Origin of the sequence: Hymenobacter persicinus (assembly GCF_004167665.1) — a bacterium.
GTDB classification, from domain to species: domain Bacteria; phylum Bacteroidota; class Bacteroidia; order Cytophagales; family Hymenobacteraceae; genus Hymenobacter; species Hymenobacter persicinus.
The window spans coordinates 1-22,750 of sequence record NZ_SEWE01000063.1; the positions used below are offsets into that span (position 1 = coordinate 1).

Below are 22,750 nucleotides of genomic sequence, written 5' to 3' on the forward strand. Positions count from 1 at the left end.
CCGCCGGCCCGGTGGCCGACACGTTCAAGTCCCTGACCCGCATCGTGCGCCTGGAGCCGACCGAATTTTTCAAGCAGCTCATTGCCACCGACTATTCCATGTTCGGCGGACTCGTGTCGGAGGAAGACACGGACGAGGCCCAGAGTGTCGGCCGCGCCAATGCAGGCGAAGCTATTGCGGCAACGCCCCCAGCTGATCCAGGCACGACGCTTGGCGCGACCACCGAGCGGCTCACCTGGCCGAAAGCGGGCTGGGCGCTGCCCGCCCAGGACGCCGCCGCCAAAGCCGCCTACGCCACGCCCTGGCACAAGGCCGACAGCTGGGCCAAGGGCTTCCTGGCCGAGTTTATGGCCCGGCCCGACCAGCCCTTCAACGAATTCACCGCCTTTCACCACACCCTGCGCCACCTGCCCGACCATACGGCCCTGCACCTGGCCAACAGCATGGCCGTGCGCTACGCCAACATTCTGGGCGTGCCCGACGCGAAAAGCGTGGAAGTGTTTGCCAACCGCGGCACCAGCGGCATCGACGGCTGCACGAGCACGGCCGTGGGGGCGGCCCTGGCCCAGCCCGAGCGCCCCGTGGTGCTGCTCACCGGCGACGTGGCCTTTTTCTACGACCGCAACGCCTTTTGGCAGAACTACCCTACCCCCAACCTGCGGGTGGTGCTGTTTAACAACCACGGCGGCGGCATCTTCCGCCTCATCGACGGGCCCCGCCAGCAGCCCGAGCTAGAGGAGTTTTTCGAAACCTACCAGCCCCTCACCGCCGAGCATACGGCCCGGGATTTCAACCTGCGCTACTTCACGGCCACTACCTTTGATGAACTCAAAGTGGCGTTGGCGGTTTTCTTTGCGCCCGGCAGCAGCGCGGCGCTGCTGGAAATCACGACCGACAGCCAAACCAACGCCGCATTTTTTGAGCACTACCGCCAAGCCGTGCGTACTTCTTTTGTTTAACCATTTCCTCATTGCCAGGTCTGCCGCAGCCGTTGGGCGGGCCTTTTGACTTTTCCCCTATGGCCGAACAACTCACCTGGACTCCGATCAAGGAGTTCCGCGAAATCCTCTTCACCTTCCACGAGGGCATCGCCAAAATCAGCATCAACCGTCCCCAGGTCCACAACGCCTTCACGCCCCTGACGGTGCAGGAGATGATTGAGGCCATGGACATCTGCCGCAACCGCACCGACATCGGCGTGGTGATTCTGACCGGCGAGGGCGGCAAAGCCTTCTGCTCGGGCGGCGACCAGAGCGTGCGCGGCCACGGCGGCTATGTGGGCGAGGACACCGTGCCCCGCCTGAACGTGCTGGATTTGCAGAAGCAGATTCGCTCGATTCCCAAGCCCGTCATTGCCATGGTGGCCGGCTGGGCCATCGGGGGCGGCCACGTGCTGCACGTGGTCTGCGACCTGAGCATTGCCGCCGAAAATGCCCGCTTCGGCCAGACCGGCCCCAAGGTTGGCTCCTTCGACGGCGGCTTCGGCGCTTCCTACCTCGCCCGCGTGGTGGGGCAGAAAAAAGCCCGCGAAATCTGGTTCCTCTGCGACCAGTACGACGCCCAGGAAGCCCTCGACATGGGCCTGGTCAACAAAGTGGTGCCCCTCGACAAGCTGGAGGAAACCACCGTGGCCTGGTGCAAGAAGATCCTAGAGAAAAGCCCCCTGGCCCTGCGCATGCTCAAGTCGTCGTTCAACGCTGAGCTCGACGGGCAGGCTGGGATTCAGGAGCTGGCCGGCAACGCCACGCTGCTCTACTATTTGTCTGAGGAAGCCAAGGAAGGCAAAAACGCCTTTATCGAGAAGCGCACCCCCGATTTCTCGAAGTACCCCAAGTTTCCGTGAGCCTGCTTACCAGAGCCATTTCTCAACTGCCCGCCCCGTCAAGGCGGGCAGTTGCTTTTTCGGGCTGGTTGCCGAACCCGTATATTTGAACGAAGTCCTGCCTCAAATTTGCTGCCCGATGAAAACCCTGCTGCTGACGCTACTCCTAAGCCTGGCCACCGCCGCCGCATACGCCCAGCAGCCGGCCGCGGCGCCTTCTGCCGCCGCGACCCCCGACCCTGCCCGGCCGGTGCAGGTGGTGGAAGCCTCCTGCGGGCAGTGCCGGCTGGGTCTGCCGGGCAAAAGCTGCGACCTAGCCGTACGGCTCAACGGCCAAGCCTATTTCGTGGACGGTACCAGCATCGACGCCCACGGGGATGCCCACGCCAAGGACGGTTTCTGCCAGGCTATCCGGCAGGCTCAGGTGCAGGGAGAAATAGTGGACAACCGGTTCAAGGCTACGTATTTTCGGCTGCTACCGGCAACGGCGCCCGCAAAGTAGCGCTGGGCAAACCAGCCGCCGGGGCGTAACCTCCGGCTCGGCCGCACCCGTACACCGGGTAGCCCGGCCATCCTTGCGCCGCCCGCTGTTCGCCCAACCTGCTGCGCTATGCCTGCCGATAACCACCTGAACCGCTTTCTGGACGCCCAGCAATCCAGCTACGCCGCGGCCCTGGCCGAAACCTGGGCCGGGCGCAAGCGCAGCCACTGGATGTGGTTTGTCTTTCCCCAGATTCAGGGGCTGGGCCTGAGCGAAACGTCCCGGTTTTACGCCATCCACGACTTGGCCGAGGCCGAATCCTACCTGCGCCACCCGGTGCTGGGCGCCCGGCTGGTCGAAATCAGCCAGGCCCTGCTGGCGCTGGAGCCGGCGGATGCCGGCCGCATCTTCGGCAGCCCCGACGACATGAAGCTGCGCTCCAGCATGACGCTGTTTGCGGCCCTTCCGAGCCCCAACCCGGTGTTTCAGGCCGTGCTGGACAAGTTCTTCGGGGGCGCGGCCGACGAGAAAACCCGCCGGCTGCTTGCCCGGTAGCGGCAGAATTACCGACCTTTGGGCCTTCCTCCCCCGGTTTTCGGCCGCTCCGCCGCTCCGGCCCGAGGACGCTAACCAGTTGTAAAAGCCACGTATGTAAGAGGCCCTTTCTTTCGAAAACTGACGCAGCGGCCGCCTCCTGGCGGGCCGCAGGCATTCACCTTTTCAAAGAAATGGCCATGCTTTTCCTGGAAAACCTTACCTATATCCATCCCAATCAGGAGGTGCTTTTCGAGCACGTGAGCCTGACGCTGGGCAAGTCCGCCAAAGCCGCCCTGATTGGCAACAACGGCGCGGGCAAATCAACCCTTTTGCAGCTGGCAGCCGGCGTGTTGCCGCCCTCGGCCGGGCAGGTCCGCGCCAGCTCCCGCCCCTACTACGTGCCCCAGATTTTCGGGCAGTTCAACGCCCTGACCGTGGCCCAGGCCCTGGGCGTGGAATCCCGGCTGAAGGCACTGCACGCCATTCTGGCCGGCCACGTCACGGAAGAGAACCTGACTGAGCTTCACGACGACTGGACTCTGGAGGAGCGCTGCGCCGACGCGCTAATGGCCTGGCAGCTGGCGGGCGTCACGCTCACCCAGCCCATGCACACGCTGAGCGGGGGCCAGAAAACCAAGGTGTTTTTGGCGGGCCTGGCGGTGCACCAACCCGACATTGTGCTGCTCGACGAGCCCAGCAACCACCTCGACGGGGCCGCCCGGCAGCAGCTTTACGACTACATCCGCGGCAGCAGCAGCACCGTGCTCGTCGTCAGCCACGACCGGACGCTGCTCAACTTGCTTGCGCCGGTGTACGAGCTAAGCCGGCGCGGGCTGACCACCTACGGCGGCAACTACGACTTCTATGCCGAGCAGAAGCAGCTGGCCGCCTCCGCCCTGACCCAGGACGTGGCGAGTCGGGAAAAGGCCCTGCGCAAGGCCCGGGAAGTGGAGCGTGACACCGCCGAGCGGCAGCAGAAGCTCGATGCCCGGGGGCGCAAAAAGCAGGAAAAGGCCGGGCTGCCCGTGGTGATGCAGAACGTGCTCAAAAACAACGCCCAGAACAGCGGTTCCCGCCTACGCGGAGTGCACGCCGAGAAAGTGGGCCAGCTAAGCCAGCAACTGCACGAATTGCGCCAGGAACTCCCCGAGGCCGACCAGATGAAGTTCAACTTCGACAACTCCTCTCTGCACCGGGGTAAAATCCTCGTGGCGGCCCAGGACGTCAACTTCGGCTACGGGCCCGTCCGGCTGTGGGAGCCGCCGCTGACATTTCAGCTTGGCAGCGGGGAACGGCTGGCGCTGACCGGCTCCAACGGTGCGGGCAAAACCACCTTGCTCAAGCTCCTGCTGGGCCAGGCCGAGCCCCACGCCGGCACCCTGCACCGGGCCGGCCTCCGCACGGTCTACATCGACCAGGATTATTCTCTGCTCGCCAACGACTTGCCGGTGTACGAGCAGGCCCAGCAGTTCAACCGCACCGGCCTGCAGGAGCACGAAGTCAAGATTCGGCTGAACCGGTTTCTGTTTGGCCCGTCCACCTGGGACAAGCGCTGCGGGGCGCTGAGCGGAGGCGAGAAAATGCGGCTCACGCTGTGCTGCCTGACCATCGGCAGCCAGGCCCCCGACCTAATTGTACTCGATGAGCCCACCAACAACCTCGACCTGCAGAACCTGGCCATCCTCACCGCCGCCCTCAACGACTACCAGGGCACGCTGGTCGTCGTCTCGCACGACCAGCATTTCCTGCGGCAGATAGGCGTCACGCGCACCCTCAACCTGCCTTGAGCCTGCGCCCGAAAAAGGGCCGCTTGATAGCTCAGGCGGCCCTTTTTTATGTGGGTAGGTTGAAAATCAAAAGATGGAGCCGTAGGCTTCGCAGCCCGCGCACCAGCCGTAGAAGTCGCGCAGCCGCTCACTCTTCACTTCTTTTTTGCGCAGCTTGCGGGCAGCCCGGCGGGCCGCTTCAGCAACCAGGCTGGCCACGGGCGCAGCCGAGTAGTTGCGCAGCGTGATGTAGCGGCGAAACACGCAGGTTTTGACCAGCGAAAAGGGCGTGGGGGCGGTGGAGTTCATGGCGGGAGCGGTTGGTGAACAATCCTAAGATACCACTTTATCCGGTGCCAAGTCAAGTCTCCGCGCGTCGGCGGGCCTGCTCCACTGGGCACTTTATTTTGCTGCAGCTCAGCCGCAAGCACGCAAAGCCAGCTTTCCGGCGGGAGCTTCGTATGCAGTTTCGGTTGTATTACCTGAATCTTTGCCGCTGGCTCTTTCCGCTTTGCCTATGTCTGCCCCCGCTCCTCTGCTGCCCGATTCTTTGCTGCTCAACGGCCGCGAATTCCGTTACGACGATATCCGGCGCTATCCCGCCGACAGCCCCGTGGACCTGAACGGCTATGAGGCCAAGGTGCTCGACTTTTGCCGGCAATGGCTCAACGGGGCCCAGGAATTCGGGCTGCGCACGTCGGGCTCCACCGGCAAGCCCCAACTCGTGACCATGCGCCGCCGCCAGCTGGCCGCCTCCGCCCGCCGCACCGGCGACTACTTCGACCTGGGCCCCGGCGACCGGATGCTGGTGTGCCTGAACTGCGAGTTTGTGGGCGGGCTGATGATGCTCGTGCGCGGGCTGGAGCTGAACCTGCACATGACCATCGTGGAACCCCACGCCGACCCGCTGGCCCAGCTGCCCGCCGCGGCCCAGTTCGACTTCGCCTCCTTCGTGCCCCTACAGCTGCGCGAGGTCCTGGCGCACAACTACGGCCCGCGCCTGAACCGCATGAAGGCCATCCTGGTGGGCGGGGCCACGGTGGAAAGCAGCCTGCAACAGCAGATTCAGCCGCTCAAGGTGCCCGTGTACCTCACCTACGGCATGACCGAAACCGCCTCCCACATTGCCCTGCGCCGCCTCAACGGGCCCGCCGTGACGTCCTACTACCGGGTGTTGCCCGGCATTCACGTCGGGCAGGATGCGCGCGGCTGCCTGACCGTGCGCGCCGACGTAACCGACGACCGGCTGGTAACCACCAACGACCGGGTGCGGCTGGTGGAAGAGCACGTGTTTGAGTGGCTGGGCCGCGCCGACTTTGTCATCAACTCCGGGGGCGTGAAGGTGCAGGCCGAAAAGGTGGAACAGGTGCTGGAAGTGGCTCTGGCCGAGCTGGGCTTGCCCGGCCGCCGCGCCTTCGTGGCCGGCCGCCCCGACGCCCGCCTGGGCGAGCAGGTCACGGCCTTTCTGGAAGGCGCGCCCCTGCCCGACGTCCAGGCCAAGAAGCTGCTGGCCCTGCTCGGGGAGCGGCTGGAACGCTACGAACGGCCCCGGGAGCTGCTCTACGTGCCGCAGTTTCGGACCACCGCCTCGGGCAAGCTCGACCGGCTGAGCACCGTGCGCAGCCTGGCCGCCACCCGCCCCAACGAGCGGCACCCCTAGCCTGGCCTAATGTGGAGGCGGTTTTATAGTGTCCATCGGGGCGGCGCTGGGGTCAGGAGCCGGTTGCCAAGTGGAGGCACCTAACTATGTGAAAAAAGCCTTTGCTTTGTGCAACTTTCCCATTCTGCATTTCTCGTAATGAAGCGTAATACAATTTCGGCGGCCGCGCTGCTGCTGGCGGCCCAATTCGGGGGTGGCTGCGCCGGCACCACCGCTACCACCGCCCCGGCCGCGGCCACTTCGGCCACCACCGAGACCGTCACGACGCCGGCTCCCACGCCCGCCGTTGCGGCTGAGCCGGCTTTCCAGACCGTTACCGAGCAATTTGCCGACCTGCGCCTGCTCCGCTACCAGGTGCCGGGCTTCGAAACCCTGGAGCCCCGCCAGAAGGAGTTGCTCTATTACATGTACGAGGCGGCCCTGAGCGGGCGCGAAATCACCTACGACCAGAACTACAAGCACAACCTGCGGGTGCGCCGCACGCTGGAAGCCCTCTGGACGGCCAACCAGGAGCGCATTGCCAATACCTCCAACACGGGCAACGTCGACCAGGCCAACAAGCTCAACATCTACACCAAGCGGGTGTGGTTTTCCAACGGCATTCACCACCACTACTCCACCAAGAAGTTTGTGCCCGAATGCACCCCGCAGTACTTCGCCGAGCTGGTGAAAAGCGTGGATGCCGGCACCCTGCCGCTGGAAAAAGGCGAAACCGTGGACCAATTCCTGGCCACCATCACGCCCATTATCTTCGACCCGAATGTGGCGCCCAAGCGCGTGAACCAGGAGGCCGGCAAAGATTTGCTGACGACTTCGGCCACCAACTTCTACGAGAACGTGACCCAGAAGGAAGCCGAGGCCTACTACGCCAAGAAGATTGACAAGAAAAGCAAGACCCCGATTTCATACGGCCTGAACTCCAAGCTCGTCAAGGACAAGCAGGGCCGCGTGTTTGAGCTGCCCTGGAAGGTGGGCGGCATGTACGGCCCGGCCCTGACCCAGGTGATTTACTGGCTGGGCAAAGCCGTGGATGTGGCTGATACGCCCGAGCAGAAGCTGGCCCTGGAGCGCCTGATCAGCTACTACCGCACCGGCGACCTGCGCCTCTGGGACGAGTACAACATTGCCTGGGTGCGCGACACGAAAAGCCGCACCGACGTAGTGAACGGCTTTATCGAAGTTTACGGCGACCCGCTGGGCTACCGCGCCACCTACGAGTCGGTGGTGTCGTTCAAGGATTTGGAGGCCACCAAGCGCATCAAGGCCATCGGCGACGAGGCTCAGTGGTTTGAGGACAACTCCCCGATCCTGCCCCAGCACAAGAAGAAAAACGTGGTCGGCATCACGGCTAAGGTGATTACGGTGGTGGTGGAAAGCGGCGACGCAGCCCCGGCCACGCCCATCGGCATCAACCTGCCCAACGCCAACTGGATTCGCAAGGAGCACGGCTCGAAGTCGGTGAACCTGGGCAACATCGTGGACGCCTACGGCCTGGCTGACGCGGGGGGCTCCCTCGACGAGTTTGCCTACTCGGCCGAGGAAAAAGCCCGAGCCCGGCAGTTTGCGGGCCTGGCCGGCAAGCTCCACACCGACATGCACGAAGTGATTGGTCACGCCTCGGGCCAGATCAACGCCGGGGTGGGCACGCCCAAGGAAACCCTAAAAAACTACGCTTCCGCCATCGAGGAAGGCCGCGCCGACCTGGTCGCGCTGTATTTCCTGATGGACGAGAAGCTGGTGCAGCTGGGCGTGGTGCCGAGCCTGGAAGTGGGCAAGGCCGAGTACGACAACTACATCCGCAACGGCCTGATGAGCCAGCTCGTGCGCCTGCCCCTGGGCGAAACCGTGGAGGAAGCGCACATGCGCAACCGCCAGATGGTAGCCAAGTGGGCCTTCGAGAAGGGTAAGAAGGACAACGTGATTGAGAAGGTGACCCGCGACGGCAAAACCTACTTCAAGATCAACGACTACCAGAAGCTGCGCGGCCTGTTTGGGCAGCTGTTGCGGGAGCTGCAGCGCCTGACCAGCGAAGGCGACTACGCCGCGGCCAAAAACCTGATTGAAACCTACGGCGTGAAAGTAGACCCCGTGCTGCACAAAGAAGTGCTGGACCGCTACGCCAAGCTCAACATTGCCCCTTACCAGGGCTTTATCCAGCCCCGCCTAGTGCCGGTGGAAGTCGGTGGTAAAATCACGGACGTGAAGGTGGAATACCCCTCCGACTTCGCCCAGCAGATGCTCGACTACAGCCGCAAGTACAAGTACCTGCCCAACTACAACTAAGGCCGTACCGGGGTAAGAAACCCTGGGTAGCGTCCGGTAAAGCTCATGCTTTACCGGACGCTTTTTTTATGGCTGGTGGGCTACTCGTCGGGGCGCAGGCCGTTCTGGCTGAACAGGCGGCGCTTGAAGCGCAGGGTTTTGTACAGGTCGCCGAGGGATACTTTGGCCCGGCCGTAGAACACCGGCCCATTCAACTCGTGCTGGAGCAGCTCATTGACGAACACCGGCTGCCGCCACCCCAGCCCCGAACCCAGCGAAAACCACCGGAAAATGCGCAGCTGGGCCGCCACGGTGGGTTCGGTGAGCCAGATGGTGCGCTTGGGGGAGCGGAGCACCGTGCCATCGGGTACGAAGTAGCGGGAGTAGGACTTGCCCACGCCCATCTGGAGCTGGCTGCTGAGTTCCCAGCGGCGGTTGCGCAGCAGCACATACTCGCCGTAGGCGGCCACGTAGCGGAAGCGCAGCTCGTTACGGGTGGCGGCGGGCAGCTCGGCGGGCAGGGGCTGGCGCGAGGGAATCGGGGAGCTGAGCAGGTACACGCCCAGGCCGGTCCGGACCCGGGTGCGCCACTCCACGCCCAGCTTGAGCCCCAGCAGCGTCACGTAGCGGTGGTTGAGAATGGAGTTGCGCACGTCGAGCTGAAACACCGGGCGCCGGTGGAGCTGGGCGCTGTCGGTGGCGTAGTCGGCGTGCTGGGCGACGGCCGGCGCGGCCAGCAGCAATGCCCCCAGGCAGCCTCCCCAAATCGATTTCCTGCGCGTGCTCACGCCCCAAAGGTACAAACCCGGCCGGGGAAACCGGCTTGCTTGGTCGGCCGGAGCCCAACCGAACGTCGGTTCACCCCCGCGGCCGGGCGGCTTCACCCGGCCTAGCAGCGGCTTCACCGCGGTTGGCCTCGCCGGGCTGCCTCGTAGCCACTACCTTCGTTTCGTTCCTTTCCCCGGCCGCCATGCTTACGCCCGAACTGCTGTTTTCCCTTGCCAACGCCGGCGCCCTGCTGGGCTGGCTGCTGCTGGTGCTGACCCCGCGCGGGCGCCTCACCCGGGCCCTGGTGCACTCGGGCACCTTGCCCCTGACCCTGGCCGCCGCCTACGTCCTGCTGCTGGCCACGCACTACCTGGGTTCTGCCGCCGGCCGCGGCGGCTTCGGCAGCCTGGCGGCCGTGGCCGCGCTGTTTCAGGATCCGTGGGCGCTGCTGGCCGGCTGGGTGCACTACCTCTGCTTCGACCTGGCCGTGGGCGCCTGGCTGGCCCGCGACGCCCACCGGCGCGGCCTGCCCCACGCCCTACTCGTGCCCTGCCTGCTCCTCACGTTTTTGGCGGGGCCCGGAGGCCTGCTGCTCTATGGCGTTCTGCGTCGCTTCTACCCCCTGCCCCCGCGCGTTACGGCCTGAAATGCGCCGGTTGCCAATCCTTCCACCTGCCTTCTTGCCAGCCCATGAAAACGTTCCTGCCCTCGTCCTCCATTTCCCTGTCCGCGGCTCCGGTCAATGAGTCCGGCGTTGGGGAGTTTCTGCGCGAGCTCCACCGCCTGAACCCGGTATTGTCGGCAGCGGGTTGGGCGCACGTGGCCCTGGCCGCGCTGGCGGTGCTGCTGCTGGCCCTCGACCACCGCACGGTGACGGAGCTCAACGTGTGGATCAAGCCCCTAAAGTTTGCGTTGTCCATCGTGGTGTATGCCTGGACGCTGGGCTGGCTGCTGGCGGCCCTGCCGGCCGCGGCTCAGGGGGCCGTCCGCCTGATCAGCTGGGGCGTGGCGTTGAGTATGGGTGCCGAAATCGTGGTCATCTTCCTGCAGGCCGCCCGCGGCACGACGTCCCACTACAACGTCAGCTCGGCCCTCGACGGCGCCCTGTTCGGCATCATGGGGCTGTTTATCTTCCTTAACACCGCGCTGCTCATCTGGACCCTGGTACTGGCCAGCCGCTACGAGCTGGCCGGGCCGGCCGCCTACGCCTGGGGCATTCGGCTGGGTTTGCTGCTGTTTCTGGTGGGCAGCGCCGTCGGGGGCGTCATGATCCGGCACCTGGGCCACACCATCGGCGCGGCCGACGGCGGGCCGGGCCTGCCGGGGCTGGGCTGGAGCACCCGGGCCGGCGACCTGCGGGCGGCGCACTTTCTGGGTCTGCACGCCCTGCAGGCCCTGCCCCTGGCCGGCTGGCTGCTCACGCGCTGGCTACCCGCCTGGTCGGGACGCGGGCAGGTGTTCGGGCTGCTGGCGTTTGCCCTGCTCTACGCCGGGGCCGTGGCCTGGCTGTACGGTCACGCCATGCAGGGCCTGCCGCTGTGGAGGGTGCGCTAGGCCCCGGCACCACCTTATTTGCTGCTCTGCCTCTACTTCAAGCCACCGTATGCCCACCTCCCCGCTAACGACCGTCGCCGTACCGGTGGCCAGCCAGCTGTACCACGACTTTCCCGGATTTCACTACGCCGATGCCTACGCCCTGGTGCTGCCGCCCGCCATGCCGTCCCGGGCGCCGGCCGTGGCCCAGCGGCTGTTTGGGCAGGCTCCCGGCTGGGTACGCCGGCTGCTGCGGCTGCGCGACTGGCTGGTGCGCCCCTTCGGCCTGGTCACGTTTCCGCCCGCCCCACCCCGCCCCGACGCGCGGATTGCGCCGGGCGAGCAATTAGGACCGTTCCGGATTTTTCGGGTTTCATCCCCCGAAGTGCTTCTGGGCCTCGACGACCGGCACCTGGACTTTCGGGTGTCGGTGTGGGTAACGGAGCCGACTGTAGCGCCACCGCGGGTCGTGGTGAGTACGGCCGTGCGGTTTCACAACCCGTTTGGGCGCTTATATTTCACCCTGATTCGTCCCGTGCACGGCCTGGTGGTGAAAGCCCTGCTGCGCCAGGCCCTGCGCGCCTAGCCGCCAGTGGCCACCGGGGCTATTGCCGCTTTATTTCGCCCCGCCTACCCGCTCATGAACAACCGCCGCCTGTACCTGCTGGGCATTCCGCTGCTGGCGGCCCTGATTTCGCTGCTGACCCTGGACCGCCTGCCCGGGCCCCTCACCCCGACTTTCCTGCTCCAGCACTGGTCTATTTCGCTGCTGTTTACGGCCGTGCTGTGGCTGGGCACCCACGCCATCTGGGCCCGGCTGCTGGCTCGGCTGCCCCGGGTAGAGCAAACCCGGCGGCGCCTGTGGCTGCTGGCGGGCTGCTGCGGGCTCTACGCCGCGGCGGCCACGGCCACGCTGCTGGCCGGGCTCCACCTGCTGCTGCCGCCCTACTTTTCCCTGACCCCGGGCCGCCTGCTCACCCAGATTGAGTTCAACCTGATTCCGACCGTGGTGGTGCTGCTGCTCTACGAAAGCATCCACTTTTTCCGGCAGTGGGAGCTCAACGTGCGCCGGGCCGAGCAACTGGTGCAGGCGGGCACCCAGAGTCAGCTCGAGGCCCTGCAAAACCAGCTCGACCCGCACTTTCTGTTCAACTCCCTCAACACCCTGGCCGCCCTCATCGACGAAGCCAACGCCCCCGCCCAGCAGTTTGTGGATCAGCTGGCCGACGTGTACCGCTACGTGCTGCTGGCCCGCGACCAGGCCACGGTGCCCCTGGCCGAGGAGCTGGCTTTCGTGGAAACCTACGTGGCCCTGCAAAAAACCCGCTTCCGCGACAACCTGCAAGTCAGCACCCAGATTCCGGCGACGCTGCTTACCCGGCGCGTGGCCCCGTTGAGCGTGCAGCTGCTGGTGGAAAATGCGCTCAAGCACAATGTGGTAAGCCGGGAGCACCCCCTGCGGGTGTGCATCACCGCCGACGCAGGCACTGGCTACCTGCGGGTGCAGAATACGCTGCGCCGTCGCCCGGCTGGCCTGGGCCCCGGCACCGGACTGGGCCTGCAAAACACCGTGCACCGCTACGAACTGCTCCAGGCCCCCCAGCCCGTGCGGATTCTGGCCACCGCCGACGCCTTCACCGTGGAGTTGCCCCTGCTGCCGTAGTTCTTGTACTGCGCCGGCTTTTTCTGCTCCCTAATCCCGCCTTTTCTTCCGTACTATGACGGTTTTGCTGCTCGAAGACGAGTATCCCGCCGCCGAGCGCCTCCAGCGCCTGCTGCTCCAGGCCGCCCCCGAGGCCCGCGTGGCCGCCGTGCTCGACACCGTGGCCGGGGCCGTAGCCTGGCTCGGCGCCCACCCGGCTCCCGACCTGATTATCTGCGACATTCACCTCGCCGACGGCCTGAGCCTGGACGTGTTCGACCAGGTTATCGTGCGCAGCCCGGTGATTTTCGCCACGGCCTACGACGCCTACGCCCTGCGCGCCTTTAAGGCCAACAGCGTCGATTACCTGCTCAAACCCCTTAAGCTAACCGAGCTGCAGGCGGCCCTGACCAAGCTGCGCAACTGGCAAACGCCCACGGCTCCCGCCCGGCAGCTCGAAACTCTGCGCGACAGTCTGCCCCGGCCTGCTCAGTCGTACAAAACCCGGTTCTTGGTGCGCAGCGGGGAACAGCTGCTGCCCCTGCCGGCCAGCGCCGTGGCCTGGTTTCAGAGCCGCCACGAAGTCACGACGCTGGTAGCCACCGACGGCCGCCGCTACGTGGTCGACTACACCCTGGAGCAACTGGAAAAGCTCCTGGAGCCCCAGCACTTCTTTCGCCTCAACCGGCAGTTTATCACCCACCTGCAGGCCGTGCAGCGCCTGCACCCCCACTTCCACGGCAAGCTCAAGCCCGACCTGCACCCTGCCCCCGCGGAGGAAGTGCTGGTGAGCAAGGAAAAAGCCGCCGCATTTAAAAGCTGGCTGGAGGGGTAGCAGCGAAATGGTGAGGTGGTGAACTGGCGAGTTTTTGTTCTAGCTGCGCCAGCAGCGCCAAACCGCGCCGGCAGGACGACAACTCACCAGTTCACCATTTCACCTTTCCAGCCACGCCCGGAAGGCGGGGACCCGCTCCCGGCTGATGAGCACGTCGCCGTCGGGGGCGGCGGGGGTCAGCACGGTTTTCAAGCGGCTGTTGGTGTAGTGGATAATGTCCTGAATGGCGTCCTGGTGGGCGTAGTAGGCGCGGTTGAGACGGAAGAACTGGCGCGGGTCGAGCAGCTTCTCGAGCTGCTCCAGGGTCTGGTCGACCACGAAGCGGCGGTTTTCCCGGGTCTGCACGAACGTGGCTTTTTCGAGGCTGAAAAAGTAGCTGATGCTTTCCACCGGAATCACCTTCAGGTGCTCCCCCACCTTCACCACAAACTGCTTTTTGTACTGGTTGGCCGAGGGCTGGAGCTGCTGCAACACCTGAGTCAGCAACGCCGGATCAAAGGCCGGCGCGGGGGCCGCCGCGGCCCCGCGCAGGGCGCGCAGCTTGGTCAGGGCCGCCTGCAGCTCCTCTTCGTCGATGGGCTTGAGCAGATAATCAATGCTGTTGACTTTAAAGGCGCGCAGGGCGTAGGCGTCGTAGGCCGTCGTGAAAATCACCGGGCAGCTGACCGTAGTTTTCTCGAACAGCTCGAAGCTGAGCCCGTCGGCGAGGTGAATGTCGAGAAACAGCACGTCGGGCGGTGTGGACGCGGTTTCGAGCAGCACCACGGCCGCTTCCACCGAGTCGGCCGTGCCGCGCACTTCCACGGGCGGGTGTTGGCGGCGCAGTAAATCAGTAAGGCGGCGGGCGGCCAGCGGCTCATCCTCGATAACAAAGGCGTTCATAATTTTTGACGGGAAAGTGGGCTCCGGCGGCAAATGTGGGGAATCTGCGGCGGAGCTGCTCAGTAATGTTAGCCAGGCAGAGCCGCGGATTCGCGAAACCCGCCCCATACTGGATTGTGTGAACCTTGATTTGGCGAATCAGCGCTTGAACCCTGACCACTCCACGCAGGCTCGTAATGATTTGGTGACTAGCAACTGCCACAGACTAAGGGGGCGCTACGTAAAACCGCTGCTGACAAAGTCTAACCCAGAGGCAAATTACAACACATACACATCTATTACACAATACTTTATCCAACACCCAACTACAGTTTGCAGCTGTTTTCAATATCTGAGGAAGGTCAAAGTAGGATGGGGTTTGCTTGCCGGCCGGGCTTACTTGAGGAAAAATTGATTTTCCCCGATGGCACCCAGCATTCATTACAGCATCAGCCACCTGTTTCGTCTTGGCTTCACTTTCCTTGTCGGGTGCCTCCTGCTGACCACGGGGCGGCGCGCCTGTGCGCAAAGCTGGGAGCTGCTCGCCCGCACCCAGGGCGTGCAACACACGCACATAATAGCTTCGGCTGTCACGGCCAATGAGGAGGTGGTCGTGGTCGGGAGCTACATCAAGTCGATGAAATTACAACCGACCGCCTCCTGGACCGCTCCTACTACCTACAACAACGGTTTTGTAGCCCGCTTGTCGGCCGACGGCCGCAGCTGGCGCTGGGTGGCCGACATTTCCAGTACGCTTGGCGCGGCTGCCACTATGGTAACGATGCTCCCGGATGGGGATGTGCTCGTAGCGGGCGCAGTAAGTGGCGGGGCCCAGTTCGGACCGTTTAGCGCGGGTGTCGTCAATTCCGCCTACGAAGGGTTTGTTGCCCGCCTCAATGGCGCCACCGGCCAGTGGCGCTGGCTGGCCCGCCTCACCACTCCCCTCATGGGCTACAACTTGGTGCGGCCAGATGGTCTCGCCCTGCGCGGCAACGGCGAGGCCGTCGTGGTCGGCACCTTTAGCGGCACAACGAACCTTGGCAGCTTACCGGCCCTTTCCTCGTTGCCGACCGGCTCGACGGCGCAAAACTGGAATTTCTTCGTAGCCCGGCTCGACGTAGCGACCGGGCAGTGGCTTCAGGCGTTCGGTGTGGGTGGCGCCGGCGCCGACCACGCCTCGGGCGTAGTGGCCCTGCCGGGCGGCGACGTTGCCTTGACCGGCGCCCTGCAGGGTTCTATTACGCTCAACGGCCTACCGCCGCTGCCCAGTACCAGCGTGCCGCAGCCCTTCGTGGGGCGTCTTGACCCGGTAAGTGCCCAATGGCGCTGGGTGCAGCGGGTGGAATCGACCAGTTGGGGAGAATCCCAGCAGCTTATCGTGTTGCCTGATGGCAATCTGGTGGCCAGTGGGCGCTATCAGGGAGCAGCCCGGGTGGCGGCGGTTTCCTTACCCAACGGCCCCGGCCCGACCAGCTCGTTTGTGACATGCCTCACGGCTGAGCAAGGACAGGTCTTGTGGGCTGCGTCCGGGGCAGGTACCGGCCGCCCGATGGGCGCCGGCGGGTTGTGTGCCACGCCCGCGGGCAACGTCGTCGTGACTGCCAGTTACTCGGGGGCGGGCCAGTTCGGCACCTTACCACCCGCTCCCAGTGTGAGCCACGACGGACCGGATATTTTTGTGGGGGAAATGGCCGGTACCACGGGCCTCTGGAACTGGGTCACGCTGGCCGGGGGCGATGGGGGCGCCGTGCTGAACTCGTACCCCTTCGCCGGGGATGACTTTGCCGGCTCCGTGCACGCGCTGTCGAATCAGCAACTGCTCGTAAGTGGCACGTTCAGCAACCAGGCCCGCCTGGGAAACGACGTAGGGCCCCTGACATCAGCTCTTAGCGACGGATTTGTGGCCCGCCTGAACGCGCCGGCTCCCTGCAGCGCCGGTGGGCTCCCGGCGGGGCTACGGCTGGAAGTGAGTTCTACGGCCTGCTGGGAAGGTCGGCTGCTCCGGGCGGTTGGTGTGCCCCGCGGCAGCGCCCTGACCTGGAGCACGGGGGCAACTGCCGACAGCTTGGTGGTAACGGCTTCCGGCACCTATTACCTGACGGTTCGTACGCTGGCCGGCTGCACCTATCAGCTTGCCAGTACCATCACGGCGGACGAATTACGCCCCAGCATTCCGCCCAATATCATTACGCCCAACGGCGACCAGCTCAATGACCAGTGGGTGGTTCCGAATCTGGCCGCCAATACCCATGCCTGGCTGTACAACCGCTGGGGCCGGCTCGTCTACGAGGCACCAGCATACGACAACCACTGGGCTGCCGATGGCTTGCCGGCCGGTATCTATTACTACGTATTGCAGCGGCCGGGGCGGTGCCCGCGGGCGTCGCTCAAAGGTTGGGTGGAAGTCGTGCGCTAATTGAAAGCAGGTGTGGAAAAGCAGCCAGTTTCAATTCGGCACGGCTTCCGAGGAAATCAAGGGCTACCAGTGCTAGCGCCCGGGACGCTTAGCGACAGTGCCCGCTAAACCGGGCCGATTAGATGGCTACTAGGCCAGGTAAGCTGGTAGACGCTCGAAGGTGGGCTGCATAGCCCCTTCATCCTACCAAGCTCAGCACCGGCAAGGTCACCACGAACTCCTGCTCGGTGCGCTCCACGCGCACGGGCTCGGGGGTGAGGTGGGCGTAGCGGGCCGTCAGGTTGGGCAGGCCGATGCCGGTGGATTCGTCGGGGCCCAGGCGGCGGGGGCGCAGGGTGTTGTGCACGCTCAGGGTTTTGGCGCCCTCATCCAGCACAATGCGCAGATGCAGGGGCTGCCCCACACTGGCCGCGTTGTGCTTAAGGGCATTTTCGAGCAGCAACTGCAAACTCAGCGGGGGCACCACCGCGTTGAAAGGCACGGCGGCCGCCTCCGGCAGCTCCACCCGCAGGGCTTCGCCGTAGCGAATATTCTGCAAGAACAGGTAGGACTTGGCAAACTCCAGCTCCTCGGCCAGGGGCACCACCTCCCGCTGCCGGGCATCGAGCACGTAGCGGTAGACCTGGGAAAGCTGGCGAATAAAGCGCACGGCCAGCTTGGGCTCCTCCTCCACCAACGATGTCAGGGCGTTCAGGGCATTGAACATGAAGTGGGGGTCGAGCTGCTGGCGCAGACTTTCGGCCTCGGCCTGGGCCATTTCCTTCTGCAGCCGCTCGTTGCGCACCAGGGCCTCGCGCCAGCCCAGCAGAAACGAGCGGCTGTGCAGAAACATCGAAATCAGCACCGTGATGATGATGGGAAACAGGTAGCCCCCCATCTGATTGGACGCCAGCAGCCCGCGCAGGCTCTGCTGCCGGTAGAGCAGGTAGCCGGCCTGCACGAGCAGAATCACCAGAAACGAGCCGCCCAACGACACGACCAGCGTGAGCATCAGCCGCTTGCCCGGGGCCTCGCGCCAGCGTACGTAGCGGTCCAGCACGTCCACGGAGTAGCCGTTGACCAGCCACAAGCCCACGGTGTAGATGCTGGTAAACACGAAGTTGATCAGCATCCGCCGCAGGTCGCCGAAGCAGCTGAAGCAGGTAAACAGGCTGATGGTGAGTGAAATCAGCAGCAGCCGCAGTCCCGCCCGCCCCAGGGCGCGGGCAGCCAGGCGGGGCGGCATGATGGGCTGGGGTTCAGTAAGCATACGGCAGGCGCGGACGGCGAAAGGAAGCAACAGGAGCATGGCAAGATACGGGCAGAAACCGCAGGTAAACCGTAAAAAAATACGGCCCGGACCCGCCGCTGCCGGGTCCGGGCCGTGCCCCCGGGGCTACTTGGCCGCCTGGGCGGCGGGCTGCTCGTAGCTTTTCAGGCGACCATCCACCTGTCGCTCCCCCCAGTTCGGGGCCAGGGCCGTAGCGGGCTTGAAGGCGGTGAAGCGGGCTTTGGCGGCTTCGTAGAGGGGCTTGGCGGCTTCGGGCCCGCCCCCGAACATCTTGGGCGTGAAGTACACGCTGTTGGCTTCCAGCAGGTAAGGCCGGGGGTTGGCCGGATTTGCTCCCTTGGCCTTGGCCAGGGCTTCGCCGATGGGGCCACCGTAGGTCTGGAAGCGGGTCATGGGCGAAATCATCAGCCGGGCCTGGTTGATGTAGGCCTGCATCACCTGCAGCTCCGACTCGTCGCCGCCCAGCTTGCGGGCCTGTTCCAGGGCGGCCGTGGCCTGGTCGAGGTACTTGTCCTTGGCGGGGCCGTCTTCCTTGGTCACGAAGGTGAGCAGGGTGCGGCCGTAGGCCTGGTAGTAGCGGGGCAGCCAGTCGGTGGGGGCGGCGGCGGCGGCGCGCTCGAGCTTGTTCACCGTCTCCTGAAGCTGGGCGGCGTCGCCGGTGCTCATGAGCTCGGTGATGGTGGCGCCCAGCTGCTCGGCGTAGCCGGCCGGGGCGGCCACGGAGGCAGCAGCAGCGGCGGGAGCAGCAGGCTTGGTTTGGGCGGCAGCGGAGAAAGAAACGGCGGCCAGGGCGAGGATCAGCAGGTTTTTTTTCATGATACAGGCGAAAAGAGAAGTGGCGGATGCAAGAGTATGGTGTAAAGGTGGCCGGCGGCGGGGCCGTTTGAAAACAAAGGTTACCGAAGCGTCAGATCAGGCCGATGAAGTGCCGACTCGGGCTACTCGGGGGCTGTGGTGGTATCCACGGGCTGCTTCTTGTTGATGGAAATCAGCAGGGCCACGAAGGCCATGCGGGGGGCCGAGGGCAGCACGGCCACGCTGGCAAACTGCCCGCTGGCGTCGCGGGTGGGGGCGTAGCGGTAGCCGTACACGTTCTGCCGGCCCAGCACGTTGGTGCAACCCACGTGCACGATGGTGAAGTTGCCCCACAGGCTGGTCAGGTAGCTGGCATTCACGCTCAAATCCTGGAAGCTGGGCAGGCGGCCGGTGTTGTAGCCGCTCAGGTCGTTGGGGTTATAGTAGGCCCGGGGGCTGTTGTAGGTGTAGGTGGCCCCAAACTGGGTGTGAATGTTGGCCACCCAGTACTTGCCCACCAGGCTCAGGTTGTGCCGGGCGGCAAAGGTGGGCACGGCTAGCACGGGGTCCTGGCGCTGCTGACGCTTGGTGTCCAGAAAGCCGTAGCTAACCCAGTAGTCGAAGTACTTGAGGGTTTTCTTGTCGCGCAGCAGCACGTCCACGCCCCGGGCGTAGCCGGTGCCGGCGCTGCGGTAGGTGGCGGGGTCGTAGGGCGTCAGGGCGTTGTAGGGCTGGGCCTGGTCGTAGCGCACGAGCTGGCCGTAGGCTTTCGAGTAGGCTTCCACCCGCAGGGTGCGGTCTTGGTAGGTGCGCAGGTAGGTGAGCTGCACGTGCTGGGCCCGCTCGAAGCGCAGACTCCGGGGCTGGGCGGCGCGCAGCAGCAGGTCGTTGGCTGGGGTCTGGTAGAAGTAGCCCCAGGCCCCCGAAAGCTGGGTTTTCTCGTCGAGCTGGTAGGCCAGCGCCACCCGCGGGGCGGCATTCCAGCGGCCCAGGATGCCGGAGTACTCGGCCCGGGCCCCTACCCGACCCACGAGCTTGTTGGAGAGCGTGAAGTTGGTTTCGGCAAAGCCCGCCACCCGCTGCTCATGGAACTGAAACAGCGTGTCGCGCCCGGCCTGGTAGCGCTGCTGGTCACGCTGGAGCAGGCCTTCGGCGCCCACCTTCAGGTTCCAGGTGGCGCTGGCCGAGTCGTTGGTGAGCACCACGCGGCCGACCAACGACTGCTCCAGTTCCCGGGCCACCTGCCGCTGCTCCTCACCCGTGGCATCGTCGCGGACGGTCAGGTGCTGGCTTTGCAGGTCGCGGGTGGCGGCCAGGCCAGTTTGCACCGACCAGCCCCGGCGCAGGGCGTTGCGGTAAGTCGTGTTCAGGTAGGTGTTGCCCGATTCCACCCCGGCGGGGCGGCCCCCAACCCACTGGGGGTCGGGCAGGCGCACGCCCAGGGTTTGACGGGTAAACTGCCCGTAGACCTTGGCCATGCCCATCTCGCCCACCTTGCGGCGCAGCGCCACCGAACCACCCCCCGATTCAAAGGCCGTGAGCAGGCGCTGGGGCACCAGTCCGAAGTAGGGGCGCATGTTCATGTAGTCGCCGCTGACGGCCACCGAGGACCGCTCCCCGCGGTGCTGGTGGGAAAGGCCCACGCTGCCCAAGGAGAGGGCCGTGATGCCGGTCTGGGTTTCGGGGGCCAGGTCCTCGGAGTTGAGCACCACCACCGCACTTAGCGCCTGCCCATATTCGGCCGAGTAGCCGCCGGTGCTGAAGGCCATGCCCTTGAACAGGTTGGGCGCAAACCGCCCCCGGGCCGGCACCCCCGACAGGCTGGCGTTGTAGGGACTTTGCAGCAGCAGGCCGTCGAGGTACTGCTTGGTTTCGCCGGCGGCCCCGCCCCGCACGAAGAGCTTGCCCTCCTCCCCGTTGCGGGTGGTGCCGGGCAGGGTGTTGAAGGCCCCGGCCACGTCGGCGCTGGCCCCGGCGGTGGTTTGCACGTCGCGGGCTGAGAAGACCGTACTGCGCTTGCTGTCGCCGGCCTCGAAGGTGCCCGAGGTGATGACCACGTCGCCGAGCTGGTTGCGCACTTCCTTCAGCGTGAAGCGCAGCTCCTGGCTTTTGCCGTCGAGCACCACGGGCTGCTCCTGGGGCATGTAGCCGAGGATGGTCACGACCAGCGGCAGGGTGCCGGTGCTGCGGGTGCTGAAGCGGAAGCGGCCCAGTGAGTCGGTGCTGGCCCCGTCGAAGGTGGACTTGAGGAACACGTTGACGCCCGGCAGCGCCCGGCCGCCCGCGTCGCGGACGGTGCCGGTGATAGTGGTGGCGGGAGTCTGGGCAGCTAGGGGCAGCGTGGCCAGCAAAAGCAGAAATAGAAACAGGCGTTTCATGGAGCAGCAGAAAAGTGATGCCCAAAGGTGAAGCGCCCGGGGGAGGCCCGAAACTAAAGGTTGCTGAAGCGTCGGATCAGGGGGATGAAGCGTGGGAGGCGGGGATGAAGTGCCCGAGAATAAGCCCAGCCTTCTTTGGATAGGCCTTCTTCCTTGCCCGCAGTACCGCCCTAATCCGGCCGGGCGCCCTGCTTGAGCTGGCAGCGCGCCGCAGCCGCGGCCTTCGTGGGCAGCGGCTGCGGCGCGCTGCCATTGCGCATACTGAGGTGGAAGCACGTTCCCACTTCGTTTGTCATCCTGAGCAGCGCGAAGGACCTCTCCCGCTTCGTCGTGAACCTATTGCGGCGCATCCTCCCAAAGCAGCGGGTCCAGCACTTGCCAATCCGGATTGAGTTGGTATATCAGGGCATCTTTCTTCGCCCGCGTCCAGCCTTTTATTTCCTTTTCGCGGGCAATGGCTTGGTCTACCTGCTGATAATGCTCGAAGTACATCAGCTGATAGCAATGATACGTGCCCGCGAAAGTTGCGGCGCTGCCCCGGTTCTGGCAGTGCTGCTGCAGGCGGGTTACCAGGTCGTTGGTCACCCCAGTATACAGGACCGTTTTAGTGGGGTTCGTGATGATGTAGAGGGAATAGCGGTGGGGGTTCAAAATGGTAAGGATTGGTTTGTTTGAAAGTTAGCTTGGCAACGAAGCGGGAGAGGTCCTTCGCGTTGCTCAGGATGACAAACGGGTTGTGTAGCTCCGTTGGTAGTGCTGAAAACCAGCTCTGTTTTCCGCCAGGCCTGCCCGTTTTCTCTCCCAACTCAGTTGGTCGGCTTCGCTGGACAACTAGTTCTGTTCTGACCGCGCCCGGTTGACTTTGAGCCGGGTTGGGTTGCATTCCAACCGGGTTGAGTTGGGTTCAAACCGCGGCAGATTCACTTCCAACCGCGCTGAGTTGTCCTCTAACCGGGTGCAGTTGCCTTTCTACCGGGTCGGGTTCTTCTCCAACCGCGTTGAGTTGGCTTCCCAGTACAACGCCCCCACCCGGCAGTTCCGGACGGGGGCGTTGAATTCAGCCAGAGTTACTTTGCAGCCGACTCAGGACTTGGCCGCCGGCTTCTTCTCCTTGCCCTGCCCCACGAAGCGCACCTTGAGCTTGTCCACGGCGGCCTGAGCCCCGGGCGCGTTGCTTTTGGCGGCGCTCTGGATGTTACGGTACACCGCCAGCGCATCCGCGTAGGCCTCGCCGCCGGTCTGCATGCGGGTGCTTTCCACGTCGGTAGCCAGTTGCTCCAGGGGGCGCAGGATGGCGTCGAGGTCGGTGGTGGCTTGCAGGTCTTCTTTCAGGCCCGCAAAATCGACGAACGAGGGCACGAAGCCGGGCGTGGTGGTGCCGTAGTCGCGGATGTCCTCCATGAAGGCCACCGACCGGTCGCCCATCTTGACGATGCCCTGGCGCTCTTCGGGGGTAAGCGGGTGCAGGTAGGGCGTCAGCTCCTGCCGGATGAGAGTGAGGGCGTCGGCCACTTTCTGCTTCACGGCAGCGGGCAGCACCACGGAAATGCGGTTACTCATACGAAATGGGGGTTAAGAGAGTGAGAAATGATACGCGCACTTACCCCCATCAGGCGTGTCTATACAGGGATATCAATAGCATAAATCGGAACGTAGGGGAAGATGGGTAATTCCGCCCACTTCTCCAGTTTCCCGGGCGGGATTTCTGAACCCACTGCCCCCGC

General features: G+C 64.7%; 21 protein-coding genes. 13 read left to right on the forward strand and 8 right to left on the reverse strand.

Annotated features, from left to right (window positions below; genetic code table 11):
* From EWM57_RS19345 to EWM57_RS19365, 5 genes are all read left to right on the forward strand, one after another.
* On the forward strand, positions 1–959 hold a 959-nt coding region (locus EWM57_RS19345), incomplete at its 5' end, for a thiamine pyrophosphate-binding protein (protein WP_242510150.1).
* A gap of 59 nt (positions 960–1,018) precedes the next feature.
* Positions 1,019–1,843 carry a 1,4-dihydroxy-2-naphthoyl-CoA synthase gene (gene menB, locus EWM57_RS19350; RefSeq protein ID WP_129922960.1) on the forward strand — a complete coding sequence of 275 codons (825 nt, stop codon included), beginning with the start codon at positions 1,019–1,021 and terminating at the stop codon, positions 1,841–1,843.
* Between the two features lie 118 nt (positions 1,844–1,961).
* Positions 1,962–2,324 (forward strand): DUF6370 family protein, encoded by a 363-nt coding sequence (locus tag EWM57_RS19355; RefSeq protein ID WP_207218358.1) that lies wholly within the window; start codon positions 1,962–1,964, stop codon positions 2,322–2,324.
* Positions 2,325–2,432: 108 nt separating this feature from the next.
* Positions 2,433–2,858 (forward strand): DUF1810 domain-containing protein, encoded by a 426-nt coding sequence (locus tag EWM57_RS19360; protein ID WP_129922961.1) that lies wholly within the window; start codon positions 2,433–2,435, stop codon positions 2,856–2,858.
* 173 nt (positions 2,859–3,031) lie between these two features.
* Positions 3,032–4,627 (forward strand): ABC-F family ATP-binding cassette domain-containing protein, encoded by a 1,596-nt coding sequence (locus EWM57_RS19365; RefSeq protein WP_317128211.1) that lies wholly within the window; start codon positions 3,032–3,034, stop codon positions 4,625–4,627.
* 66 nt (positions 4,628–4,693) lie between these two features.
* On the opposite strand, the gene EWM57_RS19370 is transcribed toward EWM57_RS19365, so the two are convergent.
* Positions 4,694–4,915, reverse strand: a complete 222-nt coding sequence (locus tag EWM57_RS19370) for a hypothetical protein (protein WP_129922962.1) — start codon at positions 4,913–4,915, stop codon at positions 4,694–4,696.
* Positions 4,916–5,123: 208 nt separating this feature from the next.
* On the opposite strand from EWM57_RS19370, the gene EWM57_RS19375 reads away from it, so the two are divergent.
* Together EWM57_RS19375 and EWM57_RS19380 are read left to right on the forward strand one after the other, a co-directional pair.
* Positions 5,124–6,266 (forward strand): AMP-binding protein, encoded by a 1,143-nt coding sequence (locus EWM57_RS19375; protein WP_129922963.1) that lies wholly within the window; start codon positions 5,124–5,126, stop codon positions 6,264–6,266.
* 138 nt (positions 6,267–6,404) lie between these two features.
* Positions 6,405–8,549 carry a dipeptidyl-peptidase 3 family protein gene (locus EWM57_RS19380; protein WP_129922964.1) on the forward strand — a complete coding sequence of 715 codons (2,145 nt, stop codon included), beginning with the start codon at positions 6,405–6,407 and terminating at the stop codon, positions 8,547–8,549.
* An 80-nt stretch (positions 8,550–8,629) separates the two neighbouring features.
* On the opposite strand, the gene EWM57_RS19385 is transcribed toward EWM57_RS19380, so the two are convergent.
* A complete protein-coding gene (locus EWM57_RS19385) occupies positions 8,630–9,316 on the reverse strand; it encodes a hypothetical protein (RefSeq protein ID WP_129922965.1) in 687 nt (228 codons plus the stop codon).
* A gap of 182 nt (positions 9,317–9,498) precedes the next feature.
* Here EWM57_RS19385 and EWM57_RS19390 point away from each other — a divergent pair, with 182 nt between their 5' ends.
* From EWM57_RS19390 to EWM57_RS19410, 5 genes are read left to right on the forward strand one after another with little or no spacing between them, the layout of a single operon-like run.
* Positions 9,499–9,942 carry an ABA4-like family protein gene (locus EWM57_RS19390; RefSeq protein WP_129922966.1) on the forward strand — a complete coding sequence of 148 codons (444 nt, stop codon included), beginning with the start codon at positions 9,499–9,501 and terminating at the stop codon, positions 9,940–9,942.
* 44 nt (positions 9,943–9,986) lie between these two features.
* Positions 9,987–10,850, forward strand: coding sequence for a hypothetical protein (locus tag EWM57_RS19395; protein ID WP_129922967.1), 864 nt, complete (start codon positions 9,987–9,989; stop codon positions 10,848–10,850).
* A gap of 49 nt (positions 10,851–10,899) precedes the next feature.
* Positions 10,900–11,415 carry a DUF2867 domain-containing protein gene (locus tag EWM57_RS19400; RefSeq protein ID WP_129922968.1) on the forward strand — a complete coding sequence of 172 codons (516 nt, stop codon included), beginning with the start codon at positions 10,900–10,902 and terminating at the stop codon, positions 11,413–11,415.
* Positions 11,416–11,469: 54 nt separating this feature from the next.
* A complete protein-coding gene (locus EWM57_RS19405; RefSeq protein ID WP_129922969.1) occupies positions 11,470–12,492 on the forward strand; it encodes a sensor histidine kinase in 1,023 nt (340 codons plus the stop codon).
* Between the two features lie 55 nt (positions 12,493–12,547).
* Positions 12,548–13,306: a LytR/AlgR family response regulator transcription factor gene (locus EWM57_RS19410; protein WP_129922970.1), complete on the forward strand. Its 759-nt coding sequence runs from the start codon at positions 12,548–12,550 to the stop codon at positions 13,304–13,306.
* 99 nt (positions 13,307–13,405) lie between these two features.
* On the opposite strand, the gene EWM57_RS19415 is transcribed toward EWM57_RS19410, so the two are convergent.
* A complete protein-coding gene (locus tag EWM57_RS19415; protein ID WP_129922971.1) occupies positions 13,406–14,188 on the reverse strand; it encodes a LytR/AlgR family response regulator transcription factor in 783 nt (260 codons plus the stop codon).
* A gap of 403 nt (positions 14,189–14,591) precedes the next feature.
* Here EWM57_RS19415 and EWM57_RS19420 point away from each other — a divergent pair, with 403 nt between their 5' ends.
* Entirely contained in the window at positions 14,592–16,583 is a 1,992-nt protein-coding gene (locus EWM57_RS19420; RefSeq protein WP_129922972.1) for a gliding motility-associated C-terminal domain-containing protein, read from the forward strand.
* A 178-nt stretch (positions 16,584–16,761) separates the two neighbouring features.
* On the opposite strand, the gene EWM57_RS19425 is transcribed toward EWM57_RS19420, so the two are convergent.
* The 5 genes from EWM57_RS19425 to EWM57_RS19445 form a co-directional block, all read right to left on the reverse strand.
* Positions 16,762–17,832: a sensor histidine kinase gene (locus tag EWM57_RS19425; protein ID WP_165370580.1), complete on the reverse strand. Its 1,071-nt coding sequence runs from the start codon at positions 17,830–17,832 to the stop codon at positions 16,762–16,764.
* Between the two features lie 126 nt (positions 17,833–17,958).
* Positions 17,959–18,669: a hypothetical protein gene (locus tag EWM57_RS19430; RefSeq protein ID WP_129922974.1), complete on the reverse strand. Its 711-nt coding sequence runs from the start codon at positions 18,667–18,669 to the stop codon at positions 17,959–17,961.
* 122 nt (positions 18,670–18,791) lie between these two features.
* Positions 18,792–21,026: a TonB-dependent receptor gene (locus EWM57_RS19435; RefSeq protein WP_129922975.1), complete on the reverse strand. Its 2,235-nt coding sequence runs from the start codon at positions 21,024–21,026 to the stop codon at positions 18,792–18,794.
* Positions 21,027–21,362: 336 nt separating this feature from the next.
* On the reverse strand, positions 21,363–21,677 hold the full coding sequence (locus EWM57_RS19440; RefSeq protein WP_129922976.1) for a GIY-YIG nuclease family protein: 315 nt from the start codon (positions 21,675–21,677) through the stop codon (positions 21,363–21,365).
* A 432-nt stretch (positions 21,678–22,109) separates the two neighbouring features.
* A complete protein-coding gene (locus tag EWM57_RS19445; RefSeq protein WP_129922977.1) occupies positions 22,110–22,586 on the reverse strand; it encodes a hypothetical protein in 477 nt (158 codons plus the stop codon).
* Positions 22,587–22,750: the final 164 nt, after the last annotated feature.

What these genes read in the sequence shown, in the direction of transcription:
- menB (WP_129922960.1), top strand. Translation starts at nt 1,019, where the DNA reads ATGGCCGAACAACTCACCTGGACTCCGATCAAGGAGTTCCGCGAAATC.
- EWM57_RS19355 (WP_207218358.1), top strand. Translation starts at nt 1,962, where the DNA reads ATGAAAACCCTGCTGCTGACGCTACTCCTAAGCCTGGCCACCGCCGCC.
- EWM57_RS19360 (WP_129922961.1), top strand. Translation starts at nt 2,433, where the DNA reads ATGCCTGCCGATAACCACCTGAACCGCTTTCTGGACGCCCAGCAATCC.
- EWM57_RS19365 (WP_317128211.1), top strand. Translation starts at nt 3,032, where the DNA reads ATGGCCATGCTTTTCCTGGAAAACCTTACCTATATCCATCCCAATCAG.
- EWM57_RS19370 (WP_129922962.1), bottom strand. Translation starts at nt 4,915, where the DNA reads ATGAACTCCACCGCCCCCACGCCCTTTTCGCTGGTCAAAACCTGCGTG.
- EWM57_RS19375 (WP_129922963.1), top strand. Translation starts at nt 5,124, where the DNA reads ATGTCTGCCCCCGCTCCTCTGCTGCCCGATTCTTTGCTGCTCAACGGC.
- EWM57_RS19380 (WP_129922964.1), top strand. Translation starts at nt 6,405, where the DNA reads ATGAAGCGTAATACAATTTCGGCGGCCGCGCTGCTGCTGGCGGCCCAA.
- EWM57_RS19390 (WP_129922966.1), top strand. Translation starts at nt 9,499, where the DNA reads ATGCTTACGCCCGAACTGCTGTTTTCCCTTGCCAACGCCGGCGCCCTG.
- EWM57_RS19395 (WP_129922967.1), top strand. Translation starts at nt 9,987, where the DNA reads ATGAAAACGTTCCTGCCCTCGTCCTCCATTTCCCTGTCCGCGGCTCCG.
- EWM57_RS19400 (WP_129922968.1), top strand. Translation starts at nt 10,900, where the DNA reads ATGCCCACCTCCCCGCTAACGACCGTCGCCGTACCGGTGGCCAGCCAG.
- EWM57_RS19405 (WP_129922969.1), top strand. Translation starts at nt 11,470, where the DNA reads ATGAACAACCGCCGCCTGTACCTGCTGGGCATTCCGCTGCTGGCGGCC.
- EWM57_RS19410 (WP_129922970.1), top strand. Translation starts at nt 12,548, where the DNA reads ATGACGGTTTTGCTGCTCGAAGACGAGTATCCCGCCGCCGAGCGCCTC.
- EWM57_RS19415 (WP_129922971.1), bottom strand. Translation starts at nt 14,188, where the DNA reads ATGAACGCCTTTGTTATCGAGGATGAGCCGCTGGCCGCCCGCCGCCTT.
- EWM57_RS19420 (WP_129922972.1), top strand. Translation starts at nt 14,592, where the DNA reads ATGGCACCCAGCATTCATTACAGCATCAGCCACCTGTTTCGTCTTGGC.
- EWM57_RS19425 (WP_165370580.1), bottom strand. Translation starts at nt 17,832, where the DNA reads ATGCTTACTGAACCCCAGCCCATCATGCCGCCCCGCCTGGCTGCCCGC.
- EWM57_RS19430 (WP_129922974.1), bottom strand. Translation starts at nt 18,669, where the DNA reads ATGAAAAAAAACCTGCTGATCCTCGCCCTGGCCGCCGTTTCTTTCTCC.
- EWM57_RS19435 (WP_129922975.1), bottom strand. Translation starts at nt 21,026, where the DNA reads ATGAAACGCCTGTTTCTATTTCTGCTTTTGCTGGCCACGCTGCCCCTA.
- EWM57_RS19445 (WP_129922977.1), bottom strand. Translation starts at nt 22,586, where the DNA reads ATGAGTAACCGCATTTCCGTGGTGCTGCCCGCTGCCGTGAAGCAGAAA.